We start from the raw sequence: 20,213 nt of genomic DNA on the forward strand, positions 1-20,213 counted from the left end.
GATTTAGATCAGCGGGGAAAGCAGTCTGGCCATATGCTCAAAGAACACTTTTGATTTTGGCCTTTTTCTCCAGAATTCAAGGGAAATTTCTTCGCAGTCATTCATATCTTCATGAAAAAGATCCTGGAGTTTCCCATTTATTTTTTGATCAAAAACCAATGCATTTACCTCGAAATTCAGTTCCTGACTTCGCACGTCCATATTCGCTGTACCTACCGATGAAAATTGATCATCGATGAGCATTGTTTTGGCGTGGATAAAACCTTTTTTGTAAAAGAAAATCCTCACATTATTCTCTAAAAGTTCTTCATAGTAAGAATAGGCCGCTGCGTTTACGATAACAGAATCACCTGATTTGGGAACCATCAGCCTTACATCAACGCCGGAAAGAGCAGCCTGTTTAATGGCATTCAGCACAGTCTCAACCGGGATAAAATAAGGGGTAACAATATAGATTCTTTTTTTAGCAGAAAGCACAGCAGAAGTTGTACTCAGCATTATGGAAGGCTTTGTATCCGGTCCGCTAGCTGCCGTCTGAATCAGTGAAGTTCCTTCTTCTCTCTTTTTTGTAAAATAAAGCTGGGAGATCTCAGGAATTTTTTCTGTTGCAAAAACCCAGTTGCTGAAAAACAAAAACTGAAAATAGAAAGCAGCCTCTCCCTTCATATACAGATGAACATCTCTCCAATACTGCTTGGGATTAGGGTTAATATATTTATCCGAAACATTAATTCCCCCCGTAAAAACTTCTGCCCCGTCTACGATAATGATCTTTCTGTGATCCCTGTAATTGACGCGGTTCGCCAGAAGTCTGAACGTAATTTTATTTACAGGAGACACCTGTACTCCCCCTTCTTTCAATCTTTTCAGAAGCTTTTTTCCGATTTTTCCGCTGCCCATATCATCATACAGAAATCGGACAATCACGCCTTCTCCTGCCTTTCTGATCAGTAAATCGGCTAGCCTGTTCCCTATTCCGTCATTCTCGTAAATATAATATTCCAAATGAATGTGATGAACCGCTTTTTCAAGAACCTCAAAAACTTTTTCAAATTTCCCTTCCCCATTGATCAGCACTTCCGCATAATTCCCCTGTGACAATGGAGAATGCCCGGCATTATAAAGGAAATTAACCGTCGTCAGAAACTGATCTATATCTTCTTTGTGGCTTTCCAGTGTTTTATGATGTGTTTCTCTGATATATTCACTTACAGCCTGATAAACCTGCTCATTCCGTTCTATTTTAAAAGTATAGAATCTATTTTTCCGGTAATTGACCCCAAAAACAAAGTAGATAATAATTCCCACCACCGGAAGGAAAATAATCAGCATGAGATAGGCCAAAGTCTTGCTCGTATTCTTCGTATCCATAATAATTTTTCCAGCCAGAAAAATAATCGCAGCAAGATAAAGAACTTCAAGCCCCACAAGGACGTAGGGAAACTAGTTGAAAAATTCTTTAATCATAGGAATGGAGTTTATTATTGCTATTAAAGGTAGGTAAATTTGTTAAAAATTTCTTTATCCTCTCAATCTGTGATAAAAAATAAAACCAGCCCTTTTCAGAACTGGTTCTACTCATATGATAAGATTTCTTCGTTGCTTCGCACCCCGGAATGATAGGAGCATGTGAATTGATCTGTTTTCCACTATAAAAACATTCCACCAGAAGCCTCAATTCTCTGCCCTGTAATCCAGCCTGCGTCTTCAGTACAAAGAAAAGCAACTACCCCTCCGATATCATCCGGAAGTCCGGCTCTTCCTAAGGCTGTAATATTGGAGATCATTGAATTTACATTCTGATCGTCTCTCGTTCTTCCGCCTCCGAAATCTGTTTCAATCGCTCCCGGCGCGATGACATTGGCTTTGATTTTACGAGGGCCCAATTCTTTAGCCATGTATTTGGTCATCATCTCCACTCCTGCTTTCATGGAACCATAAACGGATGATCCCGGTAGCGCAAATCTGGCTAATCCTGATGAAATATTCACAATTCCACCTCCATCATTGATGAAAGGAAGCATTTTCTGTGTCAGAAAGAAAACGCCTTTAAAATGGACATTGACGATATCATCCAGCTGCTCTTCCGTCGTTTCCGTGATCGGAGCATACAAAGCTGTTCCTGCATTGTTGATCAGGAAATCAATGTTTGAACTTCCGGTTTCGGTTTCCAGATGACCGGTGATATTTTTCACAAACGCATCAAAGCTTTTCACATCTCTGGTATCCAGCTGGTAAGCGATGGCCTTTTGACCCAATGCTTTTATCTCATTCACCACAGCATCTGCCTCTTCCTTACTGTTTTTATACGTGATGATAACGTCCAATCCTTTTTGAGCGATCTTTAATGCTGCATTTTTTCCAAGTCCGCGGCTTCCCCCGGTGACTAATGCAATTTTTGTTTTTGTATTCATCTTTTATATTATTTGTTCTTAATATTTAATGATACAAAGTTGGAAAATTTTGCAGAATATGGGGTTGCCTGAATCAATCTTAAATTTGCAAAATTCAAATCATGAGCGAAATTCCATCGGTGTGAAAGATGTTTTTCTTTTAAAAAAGTTGGAAAAGTGGGCAATCTCCTCAAAACCCAATGCATAAGAAATCTCAGAAACATTCCATTTAGTCTGTCTTAAAAGGATTTTAGCTTCCTGTACCATTCGGTCTGCGATTAATTCAGTCGTGGTTTTTCCCGTGCTTTCCTTTAATTTTTTATTTAAATAATTGACATGCACGGCAAGACGGTCTGCATAGTCTTTGGCTGTTTTCAGCTGCAGCCTCTGTTCTGAAGATTCGATGGGAAACTGCCTTTCCAACAGTTCTATGAATAGTGAAACTACCCGTAATGAAGCATCATTGGCAGCCGATAATTTCGCGGCAGGCTGCAGCTTCTGTCCATAATGGATGAGCTCCAGGACATAATTTCTGATCAGATCATATTTGAATACATAATCTGAGTCTATTTCTCTTTTTATTTTCGTAAAAAGCACTTCTATTTCATCTGCCAGCTCATCATCAATTTCAAATAACGGAACATTTCCGGGTTGAAATATCGGCAGTTCTTCCAGTGAAAACCGTGATTGTGCCTTAATGAAAAAGTCTTCGGTAAATACACAGAAACTTCCTGACTGATCAGGATCTTCAGGAACCCAGTGATAGGGAACTTTCGGAGTGGCAAACAGCAAAGCGTTTTTCTTTATTGCGATGATCTTATCAGCATATTCTGCCCTGTTCCGGCCTCTGATAAGGCTGATTTTATAATACTTCCGTCTGTTGTACGGCATTTCCGAAGTCATTTTTACCCTTTCTATCGTCTGCCTGATATCGAAAACATTAAAGTGTCCGATATCTTTATGAAGTCCCTTTGGAAAAATACTTTCAAGGTCTTTTCCCAGCTTGGCGGTCATTTCTCTGTAAAAATCTTCAAGGGATGCATGAGCGATCTTATCCATAACTAACGATTTGTAAAATTCAAATATACAAAGTTGCTGTTATATGAAAATCAAATACAACTGAAATTTTAAAATGCCATTCAATTCATATTTTTTATACCTTGGCTTAACCAAACAACAACCTATACTATTATGAAAAATCAAAACTTAGAAAAAGGAAAAAAATTAAACAAAAAAGAATTACGAAGCATTACCGGCGGATTGATGATCTGTCGTGATCCAAAAACCAATCAGTGCCGGATTTTTTCACAAGGTTGTGCAGATCCGCAATGCAGGCCCGACCCATTGGATTAACCGATGAAACAAAATACCATTCCCATAGGAGTGGTTTTTTTATGAATATCACAGGGTAATCAGCCATACACCTATACAAAGACATAGTTTTTGTTTTTTATTTGAATATTTATCATAACGCCGTGATATAATATCAATTATTTTCTTTATTTTAGTTAAAGCTAACACACTAAAAATCAAAACAATGAAAAATCAAGACTTACCGAAAGGAAAAAAACTGAACAAAAAGCAATTAAGAAGCATCACAGGAGGATTAATGGACTGTATTGATCCCATGACCGGAGGATGTAGAAAAATCTCAATCGGCTGCGCACAATTACAATGCAGACCTATCATAGATCCTTTATAAAGAATCAAAAAAGCCGTTCACTCCTGAGCGGTTTTTTTATTTCGGTCATCAAATACAATTTTTGAATATTTTTTCTTCGACAAGTGAAATATATTAATATTTTTCATATCTTAGTTTTCAACTAACACACTAAAAATCAAAACAATGAAAAACCTATTTTTAACAAGTGGGAAAAAACTAAGCAAAAAACAATTAAAAACGATCGCAGGAGGCCTACTGAACTGCATGCAACCGGTTCTTTGCCCGAATCAGCCATGCGAACCTTCTTCAGATCCTTATGGATGTACCATCATTTCTAAGGTTTGTGCACAAAAAGAATGCAGACCGCAGCTTTAAGTTTAAAATTAATCAAGAATTAATTCAATTGAAAGCTATGAAAAATCTAATTTTAAACAGCGGAAAAAAGCTAAGTAAAAAAGAGCTTAAAACTATTTCCGGAGGTATGATCAATTGTATGGAACCTATTGTTTGTACAGAGTTTCCATGTGAACCTATTCCACCGGATGATCCAAGAGCATGTACAAAAATCTCTGTAGGCTGTGCACAAAAAATATGCAGACCACAACCGGAACCTGTATTTGAACCATAATCTTTATTATCCCGTTTACAAAAAACTAATTAAAATAAATCAAAGACTATGAAAAATCAAAATTTAAGCAACGGAAAAAAACTCAACAAAAGAGAACTAAGAACAATCGTTGGTGGAAAAGAAATGTGTATTGATCCTGCTACAGGAGAATGCAGAAAATACGGAAGAGGATGTGCTGAACAGCAGTGCCAGCTGATCATCATAGATCCTATCGAGCGAATGTTCTAAGGTCAAGAAATATTTTTAAAGAACCACTCTCCTGCAGGGTGGTTTTTTATGCAAAAAACGCTCCCCATATTTCGTGGAAGCGTTTTTCATTTATAACTAACTTTAATATATTCTTATACGTTGAATCTGAAGTGCATGATGTCACCATCCTGTACAATGTATTCTTTACCTTCTACAGAAAGTTTTCCCGCTTCTTTAATTTTCACCTCAGAACCGTACGTTAAATAATCATTGTACTTGATTACTTCTGCACGGATGAATCCTTTTTCAAAGTCTGTGTGGATCACTCCGGCAGCCTGTGGAGCTGTCCATCCCTGACCAATTGTCCAGGCTCTTACTTCTTTTACACCCGCTGTAAAATACGTCTGAAGCTTTAACAGATCGTAAGCTTTTCTGATCAAACGGTTTACTCCTGGCTCTTCAAGACCTAATTCTTCAAGGAAAATCTCTCTTTCTTCAAATGTTTCAAGCTCATTGATATCTGCCTCGATCTGTGCTGCCAAAACAACAACTTCTGCTCCTTCATTCTTAGCCATCGTTTCGATTTTCTCTATCCATTCGTTTCCGTTTTTGATCGAGTTTTCGTCTACGTTGCACACATATAATACCGGCTTTTTCGTTAAAAGCTGAATATCATCAATGATAGGCTGCGTTAAATCATTAACAGGAAATTCTCTTGCATTCTTTCCATCTTCAATGAACTTTTCTAAGTTTTGAAGGGTTTCATATACAAGGATATCGTCTTTCTTTCCAGACTTGATGAATTTTTTAGCTTTGTCAACTGCTTTTCCTACTGTTTCAAGGTCTTTCAGCTGTAACTCGATGTCGATAATTTCCTTATCTCTCATCGGATCTACAGAACCTTCAACGTGGATGATGTTACCGTTGTCAAAACATCTTAAAACGTGGATAATGGCTTCACACTCGCGGATATTCGCCAGAAACTGGTTTCCCAATCCTTCTCCTTTGCTAGCCCCTTTTACAAGACCTGCAATGTCAACGATTTCAACTACCGCAGGAAGTACTCTCTCCGGATTAACTAATTTCTCAAGCTCGAATAATCTCTGATCCGGTACCGATACCGTTCCTAAGTTCGGTTCTATGGTACAGAAAGGATAGTTCGCAGACTGTGCTTTAGCATTGCTTAAGCAGTTAAAAAGAGTTGATTTACCTACATTCGGAAGGCCTACAATTCCACATTTCATATTGTAAAATTCAAAGTTTAATGTTCAATGATACGATTTCAGTTCAAGGTTCTGGTCTTATACCTAAGGTTTCCCCTTATCAACTTTGGACCATTGAACTTTCAGCCTGCAAAGGTAGTGAATTTATGGGGAGATTCATAATAAAAAAATCTGCCAGTAATTCTGACAGATTTTTAATAATTTTAGTTCACCCATTGGTTTTTATGGATTCTCACCGGTCGCTTCCTGAGCCAGAGGAACGTCATTCGGTGCATTCTGTAATGTTTTATCTAAAGTAAATAACGATTCATCCGTAGCTCTGTCTCCCCCTGCAATTCTCAATTTATCAATCAGGTTGGCCGCCAGCGTTTCTTCTTCGATCTGTTCCTGAACAAACCACTGCATGAAATTCCAGGTTGCCCAGTCTTTTTCTTCTAACGCCATATCTACAATTTTATAAATCGCAGTGGTATTATCTACTTCATGCTTAAAGACGCCATCGAAACAGGCCGTTAAAGAATCCGGATCAGCCGGAGGAGCCGGAATGGTATCTACTTTCGGTTTTCCGCCTCTGTTCAGTACATATTCCATGAATTTGATGGAATGGTTTCTTTCTTCCTGCGAATGTCTGTAAAGGAAGTTGGCAATTCCTCCATATCCTTTGTCATCTGCCCATATTCCATAAGATAGAAAAACATGTGACGCGTGAATCTCTTTGTTCATCTGATCACTCAATGCTTTTTCAATAGTCGCTGAAAGTCTGTTGGTATTCATAATGCTATATTTTTGTGATTATGGAAATAATAATGCAAAAATGGTTCCGCCCGTGTTTCTTTTTTCTCCCAATAAATTTTAGACTGTTTTTAATCTGTTGATTTATATGCGATTAGATGTTTAATTTATAGTTATTCTAAAATAAATTGATCTCATTTCTTGAATGGGATTTGTATTTTTTTGATAAGCGCAAGTACGCAAATTATTTTCTGATTCGACTGTTTTAATACACTAATACTTTATCTCCATGAAAATTTTATATTGCCAGATGAATGTTTTATTCAAAGAAAAAACCAGTCCATTGTTTGAACTGGTTTAATTGTTTTTTTATTATACGTAAACGGTTTTTATTCGTTTTTTCCAGGCTGTTAAATCTAATTGACAATCGCGGACAATCACAAGGCGAATACTAACTTCCAGCCTCCTTCTTCCCTCTTCCAGCCTTTTAAAATTATTTTACCTTCTTCGCCATATAGTCGCTCTCATTTCCTAGCCTGTCAACTGCTTTGATGGCTACTGCATTTAGTTTTTTGCCGTCTTTAGATTTTGGGATGTCTTTTGAAAGGGTATCTAAAGTAAGGATTTCTGTTTCCCAAATTCCATTGTATTGGGTGAAAAGTACCCATTGAAATACATCACCGATATTCTTGGTGCTCCAGCTTGTTCTGGCTGAGCTTCCGCTGTCTGTGACAAATATCGTTGGGGTTTGTAATGGAATGGCTTTGATCCAGGATGTTTTTGGAATCAGTGCTTTTTCTTTGTAAGGTCCGTTTTTCAGGACAGGAAGCATATTTGGATTTTTTGTAAGCCCTGCAATACTCCAATGGATTTCTCCGGCATCATTCTTTAAAATCTGTCTGGACACTTCAATCTGATTTTTAATTTCCGTAGGTCGGTCCGATACTTTGATCTCCACTGTATTAAGTCCCGGCCACAAGTGACGGTTCATTGTATTTTCAGATTTCCACCAGTTTAACAGAGCTTCAAAACCCTGCCCTTTTGAATCGATCGGCCAGTAAAGCTGCGGTGAGAAATAATCTACCCAGCCTTTATTCAGCCATAATTTAGCATCAGCATACAATTCGTCGTACTGGGATGAACCAACGATTCCTTCGGGATATCCGGGTTTCCAGATTCCAAACGGACTGATTCCAAATCGTACATAATTTTTCTCTGCATGGATCTCTTTATAAATCCTTTCAACAAATTTATTCACGTTATCTCTTCTCCAGTCTGCTCTGGACAAGGTTCCGCCGCTTCTCAGATATTCATTCCAGCTTGCATTATCCGGAAAATCCGCGCCTCTGTTGTAAGTGGCATATGGATAGAAATAGTCATCGAAATGAACGGCATCAATGTCATATCTTTTCACAATATCTTTTACGACATTGGAAACGTGGCCCTGCGTTTTTGGATTGGCAGGATCGAACCAATACATTCCATTCCTTAATTTAATAACGACATCGGACAGCTTGTTCGCCATAGAAAGACTGTTGACAGCGCCTCCGTTTGAATGGTGAGCACGATAAGGATTTAACCAGACATGAAGTTCCAGGCCTCTTTTATGGGCTTCTTCGATCCAAAACTGAAGGGGATCATAATTTGGATAAGGAGCAGTTCCGGTCTGGCCGGTCAGAAAGTAAGACCAGGGTTCAATATTACTCGTATACAAAGCATCTGCAGAAGGTCTGATCTGGAAGATGGCTGCATTGAAATTATTGTCTTTCAGCATATCGAGCATGCTTATAGCTTCTGCTTTCTGCTGATCCACAGATAAGTCATTTCTTGAAGGCCAGTTGATATTGGCTACACTTGCAATCCATGCGCCACGAAATTCTCTTTTAACTTCGGGAAGAACGGTTCTGAAGTTTTCTTCCGCGGGAGAAATTGGAGTTCCTGGTTTTACTGTGGAAACCGGCTCTTTCGGTTTTGATATATTGGTATTGGGTTTTGCTGTATTCTTTGTTGGGGTTGCTTTTACGGTATTGTTCTGGACGGAGCAGCTGGCATATGATGCAAAAACTCCGGCTAAAACAGTAAGCTTTATGATATTCATTCTCATCGTCTGCAAACTACTTTTAAAATTTATTTTTTCTAAGAGATTATTATGCCAAAATAAACATTTTAAGACATAGTATAATAAAAAAGCCCCGAAAAATTCGAGGCTTTTCTAATATATAAGAATTTCTTATGCTTTCGCTGATCTGTCCATTCTTTTTCTTTCTTCTTCAGAAAGAACTTTCTTTCTCATTCTGATAAAGTTTGGAGTCACCTCAATTGCTTCATCACCCTGGATATATTCCATACATTCTTCAAGAGAGAATAAGATTTTCGGTGCAACACCTGTATCTTTATCTTTACCTGAAGCTCTCATGTTGTTTAACTGTTTTGCTTCAACGATGTTTACTACAAGGTCACCCGGCTTGTTTTGTTCACCGATGATCATACCAGCGTAAATTTCCTCACCCGGATCTACATAGAACTTACCTCTATCCTGTAATTTAGCGATAGAATATTCTGTAGCAGGACCTTGAGTTTTGCTGATCAATACTCCATTACTTCTTCCAGGAATCGCACCTTTGAAAGGCTTGTATTCTGTGAAACGGTGCGCCATAATAGCTTCACCAGCAGTAGCGGTCAACATTTGAGAACGCAATCCGATCAAACCTCTTGAAGGAATTTCGAATTCCATATGCTGCATTTCTCCTTTAGTTTCCATAATGTGAAGGTCACCTTTTCTCTGAGTAGCCAAGTCGATTACTCTTGAAGCAAATTCTTCAGGAACGTCTACTACCAAAGATTCATAAGGCTCACATTTTTCTCCATCGATTTCTCTAAGGATAACCTGTGGCTGACCAATTGTCATTTCATACCCTTCTCTTCTCATCGTTTCAATTAAAACAGACAAGTGAAGAATACCTCTACCGAATACTAAGAATGTGTTGGCATCATCAGTTTGTTCAACTCTTAATGCTAAGTTTTTCTCTAATTCTTTTGTTAATCTTTCTTTCAGGTGGTTAGAAGTAACATATTTACCGTCTTTACCGAAGAAAGGTGAATTGTTGATAGAGAACGTCATGTTCAATGTAGGCTCATCAATTGCAGTTCTTGGCAATGGTTCAGGATTTTCAAGATCTACGAATGAATCACCGATCTGGAAAGCATCAAAACCTACAACAGCACAGATATCACCTGCTTTTACTTCTGTAACTTTTTTCTTCCCTAATCCTTCAAAAACGTAAAGTTCTTTTACTTTTCCTTTTAAAACTTTACCATCTGCCTGAGCTAATCCGATCCACTGAGCTTCTTTGATTTCTCCTCTGATCACTTTTCCAATTGCAATTCTTCCTAAGAAAGAAGAAAAGTCAAGAGAAACGATCTGCATCTGTAAGTTTCCTTCCTCTACTTTAGGTTCCGGAACATATTGCAGGATACCATCTAATAATGGGAAAATATCCTCTGTCTGCTCTAATGAAGTGTTGAACCAACCTTGCTTGGAAGAACCGTAGAATGTTGGGAAATCAAGCTGCTCTTCAGTAGCCTCAAGATTGAAGAATAAATCAAATACCTGGTCATGAACTTCTTCAGGACGACAGTTTGGCTTGTCTACTTTATTGATTACCACTAATGGTCTAAGTCCTAATTCCAATGCTTTCTGAAGTACGAATCTTGTCTGAGGCATCGGCCCTTCAAAGGCATCCACCAACAAAATAACTCCATCCGCCATTTTTAAAACTCTCTCTACTTCCCCACCGAAATCGGCGTGACCGGGAGTGTCGATTACGTTAATTTTAACGTCTTTATAAGTAACAGAAATATTTTTAGATAGAATGGTAATACCTCTTTCTCTTTCAAGATCGTTATTATCCATTATTAATTCTCCACTTTCCTGATTTTCTCTGAAAATGTTTGTAGCATGAATAATCTTGTCAACCAAAGTCGTCTTCCCGTGGTCAACGTGTGCGATAATCGCAATATTTCTAATGTTTTGCATGAATGATTTTTACGGGTGCAAAAATAGTGATTTCTAATGAATAATAAGCAAGAATATAAATTAATTAACAAATTCATAATGAGCACATTCACCAGTTTACCCTGTTAAAGCTTTAAAATTGAAGATTTTAGAATTCCATTTAAATTGAAGATTAAGAATCTACCATTAGGTTTAAATGATTAATCTTATGAATATTTTTCCAAAAAATAAATACATATGGCCTGAATTAAAATAATTCCGCCCAATTTCAATAAAAAAGATTTTTTTGAAATTTTGTGCCTGAAAACAAGCATTCCTAAAATTGCTCCAACTGTTCCTGCAAGAAAAGTAAATCCTAAAAGTGTGCTTTCAGGAATTCTTCTTTTATGTTTGATGGAAAGTCTTTTGTCCCAGCCAAAAATGATGAAAGTAACCACGCTTGCGATAAGTAGAATGTAGATCATGGTACAAAAATAGTGAATTGGGTGATCTTTAGCCACCATAAAAAAAGCTGCTTTCATAAAAAAGCAGCTCTCCGTATTTGTATTGTATCTAACAATTATTTTTTAGCTTTCACGTCAACAGCGATCTCGATATCTTTGCTGATCATCCATTCTGCAGGATCTGCTTCTGAAGTACCGAATTTAATTCCCCAATCTGCTCTGTTTACCGTAAATTTAGCATTTACAGATGCTGTATTTTCCGTTACATCTACTTTAGCAGGGAAAGTTACATTGACTGTTTTTCCTGATAGTGTAAGGTTTCCGCTTACTGTTTTGTTAGCTCCTGCAACAGCATCTTTAGGTGCATCTTTCAAGTCTGTTACGCTTGTAATTTTGAAATCTGAAGTAGGATTCTTTGCGGTATCAAAGAAATCAGGATTTTTTAGGTGAGCTTCAAGTTCTGAAGGCTTTTTATCTTTTTCTGTTACTGAAGCTGGATCTACTTTGATAGAATTCATATCGATCACAAAGTTTCCGGCAGTTAACTGACCTCCTTCAATGCTCAGATCTCCTGATTTTACGTTAAGAGTTCCCCAACGAGGTGCCATACCTCCTTTGTGGAAAGCTTTCCAGTTTACTACAGAAGTAGCAACATCAACCGGCAAAACTTCACCTTTGCTTTCTGCCACTTTCTGTTCCGTAGCTGTAGCCGTAGTCTCTGCTGATTTTTCTTTATTACATGATGCTGCAAGCAATCCAACTGCTACCAATGCAATTACACTAAGTTTTTTCATATTGTTTATTTGTTTAGAAAATTGTTTAAAACTTTAAATTTAAGAATTTCAAATATAAAAAACGTTATTAACTGTCATCTTAACATACATCAAGAAATGAAAAATTTCAGATTTTACTATGCACAGCTAGCATATGAAGGGGAAACAACCGATTTAAGAATTCAAAATTCATTAACTTTATGCAGGTAAGACTCTCATGACAACTCACATGGAGATTACAATTTTGAGCCGGTTCCTATTAGAAAGTGAACTATATCGAAAATGTTGGTAGAGAAATTACTCATCATTAAATCAAATCAAAAAATATGAATCAACAGTTATTTGAAAAAGTAGATCAGTACATCGGTAATTTGTTTGCCCAGGAAGACAATGTTCTTCAGGAAACTATTCAGTCTTTGGATGATGCTTCTATCCCCCAAATCAGTGTAACGCCCACTCAGGGTAAGTTTTTACAGTTGATGCTGCTTAGCTGTAAAGCCAAACGAGTTCTGGAATTGGGTACTTTAGCAGCCTACAGCACGATATGGATGGCGAGGTCAATTCCTGCAGATGGTAAAATAATTACAGTAGAATTTGATCCTCATCATGCCCAGGTTGCCAGCCGGAATATTGCAAAAGCCGGGTTTTCAGATAAAATAGATCTGCGAACCGGCAAAGCGATGGATGTATTAAATGAACTTATTTCCAAAGGCGAAGAAGCTTTTGATTTTATTTTTATTGATGCTGACAAACCTCCCTATACCGAATATTTTGAATTAGCGTTGCAGCTTTCACATCCGGGAACGATTATTATTTGTGACAATGTCATCCGGGAAGGCAAAGTCCTGGATGAAAATACCACCGACGAAAGAGTGAAAGGAGTACAGCGGTTTAATCAAATGCTGGCCAACAACCCAAAAGTTACCGCTACGATTATGCAAACCGTCGGTGCAAAAGAATATGACGGAATGGCAATCGCTATTGTCAATTAAATTTCAGTCAGTTCATTTTCTTTAACGAAGAATAAACATTTAAGGCGGGATAACTCGCCTTTTTTTCATTCTAAAGACTTATTTTAGCCTTCCGAAAACAAAATAATGACGACCGTAACATTTATACAGCAACAGCTTAATATATCAGAAAAAAGCATCAACAATACCCTGCAATTATTGGCCGAAGACTGCACAATTCCATTCATTTCCCGCTACAGAAAGGATAAAACCGGGAATCTGGATGAAGTTCAGATCGAACAGATCTCAAAAATCAGCAAACAGTTTGAAGAAATTGTGAAGCGGAAGGAAAGTATTTTGAAATCCATTGAAGAGCAAAATGCATTGACTCCTGAACTGAAACAGAGAATTGAAGAAAGCTTTGATCTTCTTGAGCTGGAAGATTTATACCTGCCATTCAAAAAGCGCAGAAAAACAAAAGCAGATGCTGCCAAAGAAAAAGGACTGGAACCTTTAGCCAGAATCATTATGAGTCAGAAAAGCAATGACCTGCAGTTTCTGGCTTCCAAATATCTTAACAGTGACGTTCCTTCTGAGGAAGAAGCTCTTCAGGGTGCAAGAGATATCATGGCAGAATGGATTAATGAAAATATGTACGTCCGTAAAAACCTTCGCCGTCTGTTTCAGCGCAAAGCAATGATCACATCCAAAGCGGTGAAAGCCAAAAAAGAGGAAGAGGATGCACAAAAATTCACTCATTATTTCGAATGGGAAGAAAATCTCAACAGAACCCCGTCTCACAGACTTCTGGCGATGCTCAGAGCTGAATCTGAAGGTTTTGTAAAGGTTAATATTGGCATTGATAAGGATGAAGCGGTTGATTTCATTGAAAAAGCCATCATTAAATCTAATAATGAAAGTTCAGACCAGATCGCTCTGGCGATTAAAGACAGCTACAAACGACTTCTGGAACCTGCTATTTCCAACGAAGCTCTGCAGGAAGCCAAAGAAAAGGCAGATAAAAAAGCCATTGAAATATTTTCTGAAAACCTGAGTCAGCTGCTTCTTGCTCCGCCTTTGGGAGAAAAAAGAATTCTGGCGATTGATCCGGGATACAAAAGCGGGTGTAAAGTGGTATGCATTGATGAAAAAGGTGACTTATTGCATAATGAAACCCTCTACCCTCATGCTCCTCAGAACGAAAGCGGAATGGCGATGAAAAAGATCCGTTCTATGGTGAACGCCTACAATATTGAAGCGATTTCCATAGGAAACGGGACAGCCAGCCGGGAAACTGAGTTTTTCATCAAGAAAATAGCTTTTGATAAGCCATTACAGGTATTTGTAGTTTCTGAAGCAGGAGCATCGGTATACTCTGCAAGTAAAATTGCGAGGGATGAATTTCCATCTTATGATGTCACGGTTCGTGGTGCGGTTTCTATCGGAAGAAGACTGGCAGATCCGTTGGCAGAATTGGTAAAAATTGATGCGAAATCTATCGGTGTGGGCCAGTATCAGCATGATGTTGATCAGACTCAATTGAAAAACGAACTGGATTCAACGGTGATGAAATGTGTCAACTCTGTTGGAATCAATTTAAATACAGCCAGTAAATCTTTATTAAGTTACGTTTCCGGAATCGGGGAGAAAATGGCGGAGAATATTGTCAATTACCGCACGGAAAATGGTGCTTTTGAGGACAGAAAACAGCTTAAAAAAGTTCCGAGACTTGGCGAAAAAGCCTACCAACAGGCTGCAGCTTTTGTAAGAATTACCAATGCTAAAAATCCGCTTGATAATTCTGCTGTGCATCCGGAAGCTTATGGAATCGTGGAAAAAATGGCAAAAGATTTAGGTATCAAAACCAATGAACTGATTGCCAGCAAAGAAAAGACAGCCTTAGTGAAGCCTGAGAATTATGTTACGGAAGAAATAGGAATTTTAGGGATCAAAGATATTTTAAAAGAGCTGGAGAAACCTGGATTAGATCCAAGAAAAGCGGCTAAAGTATTTGAATTTGATCCTAATGTAAAAAGCATCAGAGATCTGAAAGCCGGAATGATCCTTCCCGGAATTGTCAATAATATTACGGCTTTCGGATGTTTTGTAGACATGGGAATCAAGGAAAGCGGACTGGTTCATATTTCCCAATTAAAAGACGGGTTTGTATCTGATGTGAATGAGGTGGTAAAACTCCACCAGCATGTCCGCGTAAAAGTGACGGAAGTAGATGAAGCCAGAAAAAGAGTTCAGCTAAGCATGATTTTATAATAATGCTGAAATCTGTTCATCACTATTAATCAAACAAAATAACACTACATTTTGAGCTATAAAAATTTAATTTTTGATTTAGACGGAACGTTTTGGGACCCCAGAGCAACGATCATCAAAATATGGAATGAGGTTTTAAATAAATATCAATTGATTCAAAAGGACCTGAAACCTGAGGATATGGATCAGTATATGGGATTATTGGCTGATAACATTTTAAAAGCGATCATTCCCGGTATTTCAGATCAAAAGGTTTATGAAGTATTATCTGAAATCGTAAGCATTGAAAATAAGGTGTTGCGCGTTGAAGGTGGTATTCTTTATGAAGGAGTTGGTGAAACCTTAAAGAATTTAGCAAAAACCCACAGCCTTTTTATTGTCAGCAACTGCCAGGACGGATATATTGAATCTTTTTTAGAGTACTATCAATTCAATAATCTCTTTGTGGATATTGAATCTTATGGCCGGACTAAAAAACCGAAATCAGAAAACATTCGACTGCTCATGGAAAGGAATCATTTAAGCATTGAAAACTCCGCTTATATTGGCGATACACAAACCGATTATGACTCTGCCACCTCCAATAATCTGCCTTTTATTTTCTGTGAATATGGTTTTGGAAAGCTGAGTGCAGGTAATTATAAGCCTGCTGTTTCGAAGTTTTCGGATCTTAAGAACTTTGTTTAAATATCATCAAAACTACATACAAATAAGGCTGCCCAAAAGGACAGCCTTATTTCTTTTAGATTTTTTAGAATTGTTCTACAGGAGGAAAGCCTGATAAATTCATGTAATTATTACGAAACACTCTAAGTGCTGTAGATGCATTTAAGAATCTGTATTCATTTCGGTAACCGTTCAATATCGTATTCCCTATAATTTCATAGGTCTCCTGAAAAGTCAGCTGTTGAGGATTAGTTCCTGCCGGTTCTACAAATTCAACAAAAATACCATATCTCATAGCATCACCGCTGCCTATCATTCTATTATATCTTAATGAAATCTCTTTATTTTTTGTCCCCCTTAAGGTAATCCCTGTTAAAAGATCTTCCAGACCTGAATTCTTCATTCCGGGATTTTCAATGGTGTTAAAATTGGCTGACAATAAATAATTATGAGCTTCAATCATAATTCCCGCTTCCTGAGTCGTTTTAATATTGTTATTACTAACTTCCACTCCTTTGGTGTCGGAAATATAGATTCCCGCATACGAGATATCATTGATAACATTATTGGAAACCACACCCAGATCTACAAATCTTATATTAATCCCGTGCTGGCCGGCATTTCTCACTACATTTCCGGAAACTACCACATTTTTTGCATAAAGCTGGGGAACCGCTGGTGATGTTGTATTATTAATTAAAATACCATCTCCACCTTCACCTGTGTTTTCAACAATGTTATTGGAGATTACAATATTATTACTGACATAACCTGCCTTATCTGAATTTTGAAGCTTAATTCCTACTTTCACGGTATTCCTCACTCTGTTTCCTGTCACCGTAAGGTTTGAAATACCAGAATCAAGGTACATCCCGTGCTCTAGCATAGTGCTTTCAATGTCGTTATCTGAAATACTTACAACATTAGAATTTTCTGCTATGTAAATACCCTGTGACGAATTTTCAAAATGGTTTTTAAAAATTGTGATATTTTTCCCAGCTACAACAATGCCCATATTATCTTTTCTGTAACCTTGTGTTGCCCAACCAAGGGGAAATTCATTTTTAACCCTGTTGAATCTAAAAATGAAATGCTCCACTCCCTCCCATCCTGACACGGCAGAATAAGTGAAATCTTTAAACATATTCTTTTCGATAATAAGATTTGTAGATTTGTGAGCCATAATACCTACATTTCTGGAACTGGGACTGCCTACATATTCATCTCCCTCTCCTTCTAAACTGAAACCTTCAATAGAGATATTGCTTTTATCCTCGCAGTTAAAAATTTCTTTGCTTTTTTCTTTCTGCTTTATCGTACACTTATTTGACAGGATTTTTTGGTTGCTCTGAAGATAAAGTGTCCCATCAATCTCAATGTACATTTCATCAAAGAATGTATTATATCCCAGAGCTAAGGCTTTGTTGATACGTTCTGTAACTGTTGGTGCCAGGATTCCGGCTTCTTTAATATTCCACCATAATACATTGACATATCCGGACCATTGTCTTTCATAAAAATCATTGTCTTTTTTTCGGTGGATAACCCCATCCTCAACGGCAGTCCCAATTTTTTTGTAAACAACAGCCTCGTGGGTGTAATTATCTACCAACTGCACAACGTCTTCGTTAGGATAACTATTACCCGGTGTGAAAAAAGCATTTGCGTAAATCATAAAATTTTGTTTTTTGGTTAAATTAATTGGTAAAATATTTCTTCTTTAATTTTACTAATGCAAATGTAGACGCGCGATACGACAGAAGTTGACGTGTTTTATTGAAGTATTATTGTTATTTTTGATTGGTCAGAAAAATTCAGGAAATAAGAAACCTTCTCTACCCACAAAAAACAAAGGCTGTACAGTAATCTGTACAGCCTTTTATATTTTCAGGATATTCTAAAACACAATTAAAAAATCGGTTAATAAAGTCTGATGTCTGATGTCTGAAATCTTGACTCTCTATTTATACTCCTTAGAATCCCTCTTCGGCTCTCTGGCTTCCGGCCATTTTACCGTTTCCCCTTTATCGTCCTTAGGCATTACTCTCCTTTCTCTGCTGGTAAATTCAGGATCTTCTGATGCCATATACGCTAATGCAGCCGTTAAAACCACATTGTTTTTCACCTCATCAAAAACTATTTTGTCATACGTATCTTTCGTCGTGTGCCATGTATACCCGAAATATCCCCAGTTCAATGAGCTTAAAGAAAATCCTGGAACTCCGGCCGCTACGAATGATGCATGGTCAGAACCACCGCCGCCGGGCATTCCGGGGAAATCTGTTTTAATGTGATCTCTCACGGTTTTAGGAACTCCATTCAGCCATTTTCCGATATAGCTGTAAGCATCTACGAATCCCTGACCGCTGATATTGATGACACGCCCCGTTCCGTTATCCTGATTAAATACAGCCTGTGTACCTTTCATAATCTGTGGATTATCAGCCACGAAACCTCTGGAACCGTTCAGCCCCTGCTCCTCACTTCCCCAAAGTCCTACAACGATGGTTCTTTTATTGTTCGGATAATATTTTTTCAGGATTCTCATCGTTTCAAGCATCGTAAGCGTACCCGTTCCGTTGTCTGTAGCCCCTTGTGCTCCGTCCCACGAATCAAGGTGGGCAGAAAGGATCACATATTCTTCAGGCTTTTCTTTTCCTTTAATGATCCCGATGGTATTAAAATTTTTCGCATCAGGAAGTATTTTAGACTGAGCTTCTACCTTAATCTTAGGCTTTGCTCCTTTTTCTGCCATTCTGTAAAGCATCCCGTAATCTTCCACATCGATATCAATCATTGGAATCTTTGACGTCTTAGCTCCGAAAATTCTGTTTGCTCCCATAATTCCGGTCCAGTTAGAAATAGCAATTCCAGCGGCTCCTGCTTTTTCTAAAGCTTCCGGAAGTGTATTGTTATCATAGCCAATATTTTTCACATAGTCACGGAAGTCTTTTCCGGCCTGTTCTTTTTCTGCTTTCAGTTTTTCGTACAGTTCCGGAGTTGCAAATTCTTTGATCTGCTCATCAGAACGTCCGATTTTCTGATATTGGGCCATAAGCACGATTTTTCCTTTTGCGGAAGGAAGCCACGCATCAAATTCAGCTTTAGAAGAAACCTTTGGAAGTACGATCACCTCAGCTTCAACGGCTTTTTTCGTTGCCGGACTCCATGCAAGCTGTGTTGCTGCCAGTGATTTCACACGTGGATATGTCATATCTACATGCGTAATCCCACGCTGCCATCCTTTCCATGTTCCGAACTGCTGAAGGTTGGATTCTATTCCCCATGAACGGAGTTTAGCCGCAGACCATTCATTGGCAGCCAACATTTCAGGAGTTCCTACAAGTCGCGGTCCGATACCGTCCAGAAGCTCATAGGCCATATTTTCCAGCTGAGAACTGGTGTTAATTTCATCTACAAAGCTTTTTACGATAGGGTCAAGTTTTTCTTTCGGATCTACCTTCACCTGAGCCCATGAAAATTGGGCAGCCAGCACAACTGCCGGTACAGCAAAAAATTTATTTATCTTCATAACATATATTGAATGCTTAAAGATAAAGGAATTTGTGGGAATAACGAAGGGAATTTGATGAGTTGATGGGATGATTTGGCGATTTAATAATGGGATGATGAGATGATGTGTTGGAGTAAGAAAGGAAAGGACGATCTGTATATTTGATCAAAAATTGATTATTAAAGGATGAAACGGATCAGATGTGAAGGTTGGGGAGAAAATAGGATGCTTATTTTTTGACGCAAAGTTTTATTATAACATCGCGTATTTTAAGAAAAACAAAGGCAAAAATAAATCTTCGATTGATTCGATGAAGCTGTTGAATAACACGTACACTTCATCAGCGACGCAGTCGGCCTCTTTGCTTTCCTTGAACTAAAAAGCACTTTTTATAGACCTTTGCATGAAAAAATTTCATAAGACTGCAAGCTATAAATGTTTTTGTCTGATCCCAGGTTTTTATTGGCTATGAAGACCTGATGAATGAAAAAATAAGGCATAAAAAAACCGGCTCAGTGAGCCGGTTTGGGAACGAATTATTTTTTAGCTTCTTCTACAGAAACTTTTCTGAATTCTTTGAACAATTTGCTAAGTTCTAAAGCTGATTTACGAGCTCTTGTACCTGCAGCTTTGTTTCCTTTTTCTGCTTGTTGGTTAGCCTCACTTGCAAACGCTTCGAATTCAGCGTTGATTTTTTCAATTAGTTCTTTCATTATTTTTAAAATTTAGGGTGCAAATATAGGTTTTATGGTA

20 protein-coding genes are annotated in these 20,213 nt (G+C 37.9%); 8 read left to right on the forward strand and 12 right to left on the reverse strand.

Going from position 1 to position 20,213, the window contains the following annotated elements; translation table 11 throughout:
- Nucleotides 1-3: 3 nt before the first annotated feature.
- The 3 genes from cls to LC419_RS21310 form a co-directional block, all read right to left on the reverse strand.
- Nucleotides 4-1,428 carry a cardiolipin synthase gene (gene cls, locus LC419_RS21300; RefSeq protein WP_223609231.1) on the reverse strand — a complete coding sequence of 475 codons (1,425 nt, stop codon included), beginning with the start codon at nucleotides 1,426-1,428 and terminating at the stop codon, nucleotides 4-6.
- Nucleotides 1,429-1,649: 221 nt separating this feature from the next.
- Nucleotides 1,650-2,414, reverse strand: a complete 765-nt coding sequence (locus LC419_RS21305; RefSeq protein ID WP_223609232.1) for an SDR family NAD(P)-dependent oxidoreductase — start codon at nucleotides 2,412-2,414, stop codon at nucleotides 1,650-1,652.
- A 99-nt stretch (nucleotides 2,415-2,513) separates the two neighbouring features.
- Nucleotides 2,514-3,452, reverse strand: a complete 939-nt coding sequence (locus tag LC419_RS21310; RefSeq protein ID WP_223609233.1) for an AraC family transcriptional regulator — start codon at nucleotides 3,450-3,452, stop codon at nucleotides 2,514-2,516.
- Nucleotides 3,453-3,584: 132 nt separating this feature from the next.
- Between LC419_RS21310 and LC419_RS21315 the strand changes: the two genes are divergently transcribed.
- From LC419_RS21315 to LC419_RS21335, 5 genes are all read left to right on the forward strand, one after another.
- On the forward strand, nucleotides 3,585-3,746 hold the full coding sequence (locus LC419_RS21315; RefSeq protein WP_223609234.1) for a bacteriocin: 162 nt from the start codon (nucleotides 3,585-3,587) through the stop codon (nucleotides 3,744-3,746).
- A gap of 184 nt (nucleotides 3,747-3,930) precedes the next feature.
- Entirely contained in the window at nucleotides 3,931-4,095 is a 165-nt protein-coding gene (locus LC419_RS21320) for a bacteriocin (RefSeq protein WP_139259675.1), read from the forward strand.
- A 144-nt stretch (nucleotides 4,096-4,239) separates the two neighbouring features.
- Nucleotides 4,240-4,431, forward strand: a complete 192-nt coding sequence (locus LC419_RS21325; RefSeq protein WP_223609235.1) for a hypothetical protein — start codon at nucleotides 4,240-4,242, stop codon at nucleotides 4,429-4,431.
- 37 nt (nucleotides 4,432-4,468) lie between these two features.
- Nucleotides 4,469-4,684 carry a bacteriocin gene (locus tag LC419_RS21330; protein WP_223609236.1) on the forward strand — a complete coding sequence of 72 codons (216 nt, stop codon included), beginning with the start codon at nucleotides 4,469-4,471 and terminating at the stop codon, nucleotides 4,682-4,684.
- 48 nt (nucleotides 4,685-4,732) lie between these two features.
- A complete protein-coding gene (locus LC419_RS21335) occupies nucleotides 4,733-4,912 on the forward strand; it encodes a hypothetical protein (RefSeq protein WP_223609237.1) in 180 nt (59 codons plus the stop codon).
- A 113-nt stretch (nucleotides 4,913-5,025) separates the two neighbouring features.
- Here the strand turns inward: LC419_RS21335 and ychF are convergent, their stop codons facing one another.
- From ychF to LC419_RS21365, 6 genes are all read right to left on the reverse strand, one after another.
- Entirely contained in the window at nucleotides 5,026-6,117 is a 1,092-nt protein-coding gene (gene ychF, locus LC419_RS21340; RefSeq protein WP_223609238.1) for a redox-regulated ATPase YchF, read from the reverse strand.
- 201 nt (nucleotides 6,118-6,318) lie between these two features.
- Nucleotides 6,319-6,870, reverse strand: coding sequence for a ferritin (locus LC419_RS21345; RefSeq protein WP_223609239.1), 552 nt, complete (start codon nucleotides 6,868-6,870; stop codon nucleotides 6,319-6,321).
- A 451-nt stretch (nucleotides 6,871-7,321) separates the two neighbouring features.
- Nucleotides 7,322-8,932: a glycoside hydrolase family 10 protein gene (locus tag LC419_RS21350; RefSeq protein ID WP_223609240.1), complete on the reverse strand. Its 1,611-nt coding sequence runs from the start codon at nucleotides 8,930-8,932 to the stop codon at nucleotides 7,322-7,324.
- 126 nt (nucleotides 8,933-9,058) lie between these two features.
- Nucleotides 9,059-10,864 carry a translational GTPase TypA gene (gene typA, locus LC419_RS21355; RefSeq protein WP_223609241.1) on the reverse strand — a complete coding sequence of 602 codons (1,806 nt, stop codon included), beginning with the start codon at nucleotides 10,862-10,864 and terminating at the stop codon, nucleotides 9,059-9,061.
- A gap of 185 nt (nucleotides 10,865-11,049) precedes the next feature.
- Nucleotides 11,050-11,364 carry a DUF1294 domain-containing protein gene (locus LC419_RS21360; protein ID WP_223609242.1) on the reverse strand — a complete coding sequence of 105 codons (315 nt, stop codon included), beginning with the start codon at nucleotides 11,362-11,364 and terminating at the stop codon, nucleotides 11,050-11,052.
- 38 nt (nucleotides 11,365-11,402) lie between these two features.
- Nucleotides 11,403-12,080 carry a YceI family protein gene (locus LC419_RS21365; RefSeq protein ID WP_223609243.1) on the reverse strand — a complete coding sequence of 226 codons (678 nt, stop codon included), beginning with the start codon at nucleotides 12,078-12,080 and terminating at the stop codon, nucleotides 11,403-11,405.
- Between the two features lie 305 nt (nucleotides 12,081-12,385).
- Here LC419_RS21365 and LC419_RS21370 point away from each other — a divergent pair, with 305 nt between their 5' ends.
- The 3 genes from LC419_RS21370 to LC419_RS21380 all read left to right on the forward strand — a co-directional run bounded on the left by LC419_RS21370 (nucleotide 12,386) and on the right by LC419_RS21380 (nucleotide 15,967).
- The gene (locus tag LC419_RS21370) at nucleotides 12,386-13,051 is read left to right on the forward strand and encodes an O-methyltransferase (protein WP_223609244.1); all 666 of its coding nucleotides are present in this window, start codon (nucleotides 12,386-12,388) and stop codon (nucleotides 13,049-13,051) included.
- Nucleotides 13,052-13,156: 105 nt separating this feature from the next.
- Nucleotides 13,157-15,280, forward strand: a complete 2,124-nt coding sequence (locus tag LC419_RS21375; RefSeq protein WP_223609245.1) for a Tex family protein — start codon at nucleotides 13,157-13,159, stop codon at nucleotides 15,278-15,280.
- A gap of 51 nt (nucleotides 15,281-15,331) precedes the next feature.
- Entirely contained in the window at nucleotides 15,332-15,967 is a 636-nt protein-coding gene (locus tag LC419_RS21380) for an HAD family hydrolase (RefSeq protein ID WP_223609246.1), read from the forward strand.
- A gap of 64 nt (nucleotides 15,968-16,031) precedes the next feature.
- Here the strand turns inward: LC419_RS21380 and LC419_RS21385 are convergent, their stop codons facing one another.
- The 3 genes from LC419_RS21385 to LC419_RS21395 form a co-directional block, all read right to left on the reverse strand.
- Nucleotides 16,032-17,621 (reverse strand): right-handed parallel beta-helix repeat-containing protein, encoded by a 1,590-nt coding sequence (locus tag LC419_RS21385; RefSeq protein WP_223609247.1) that lies wholly within the window; start codon nucleotides 17,619-17,621, stop codon nucleotides 16,032-16,034.
- A gap of 285 nt (nucleotides 17,622-17,906) precedes the next feature.
- On the reverse strand, nucleotides 17,907-19,478 hold the full coding sequence (locus LC419_RS21390) for a M20/M25/M40 family metallo-hydrolase (RefSeq protein WP_223609248.1): 1,572 nt from the start codon (nucleotides 19,476-19,478) through the stop codon (nucleotides 17,907-17,909).
- Between the two features lie 518 nt (nucleotides 19,479-19,996).
- Complete coding sequence (locus tag LC419_RS21395; protein WP_034747578.1) at nucleotides 19,997-20,173, reverse strand: histone H1; 177 nt, start codon at nucleotides 20,171-20,173, stop codon at nucleotides 19,997-19,999.
- Nucleotides 20,174-20,213 lie beyond the last annotated feature (40 nt).

This window comes from Chryseobacterium sp. OSA05B (assembly GCF_019970065.1).
Lineage (GTDB): Bacteria > Bacteroidota > Bacteroidia > Flavobacteriales > Weeksellaceae > Chryseobacterium.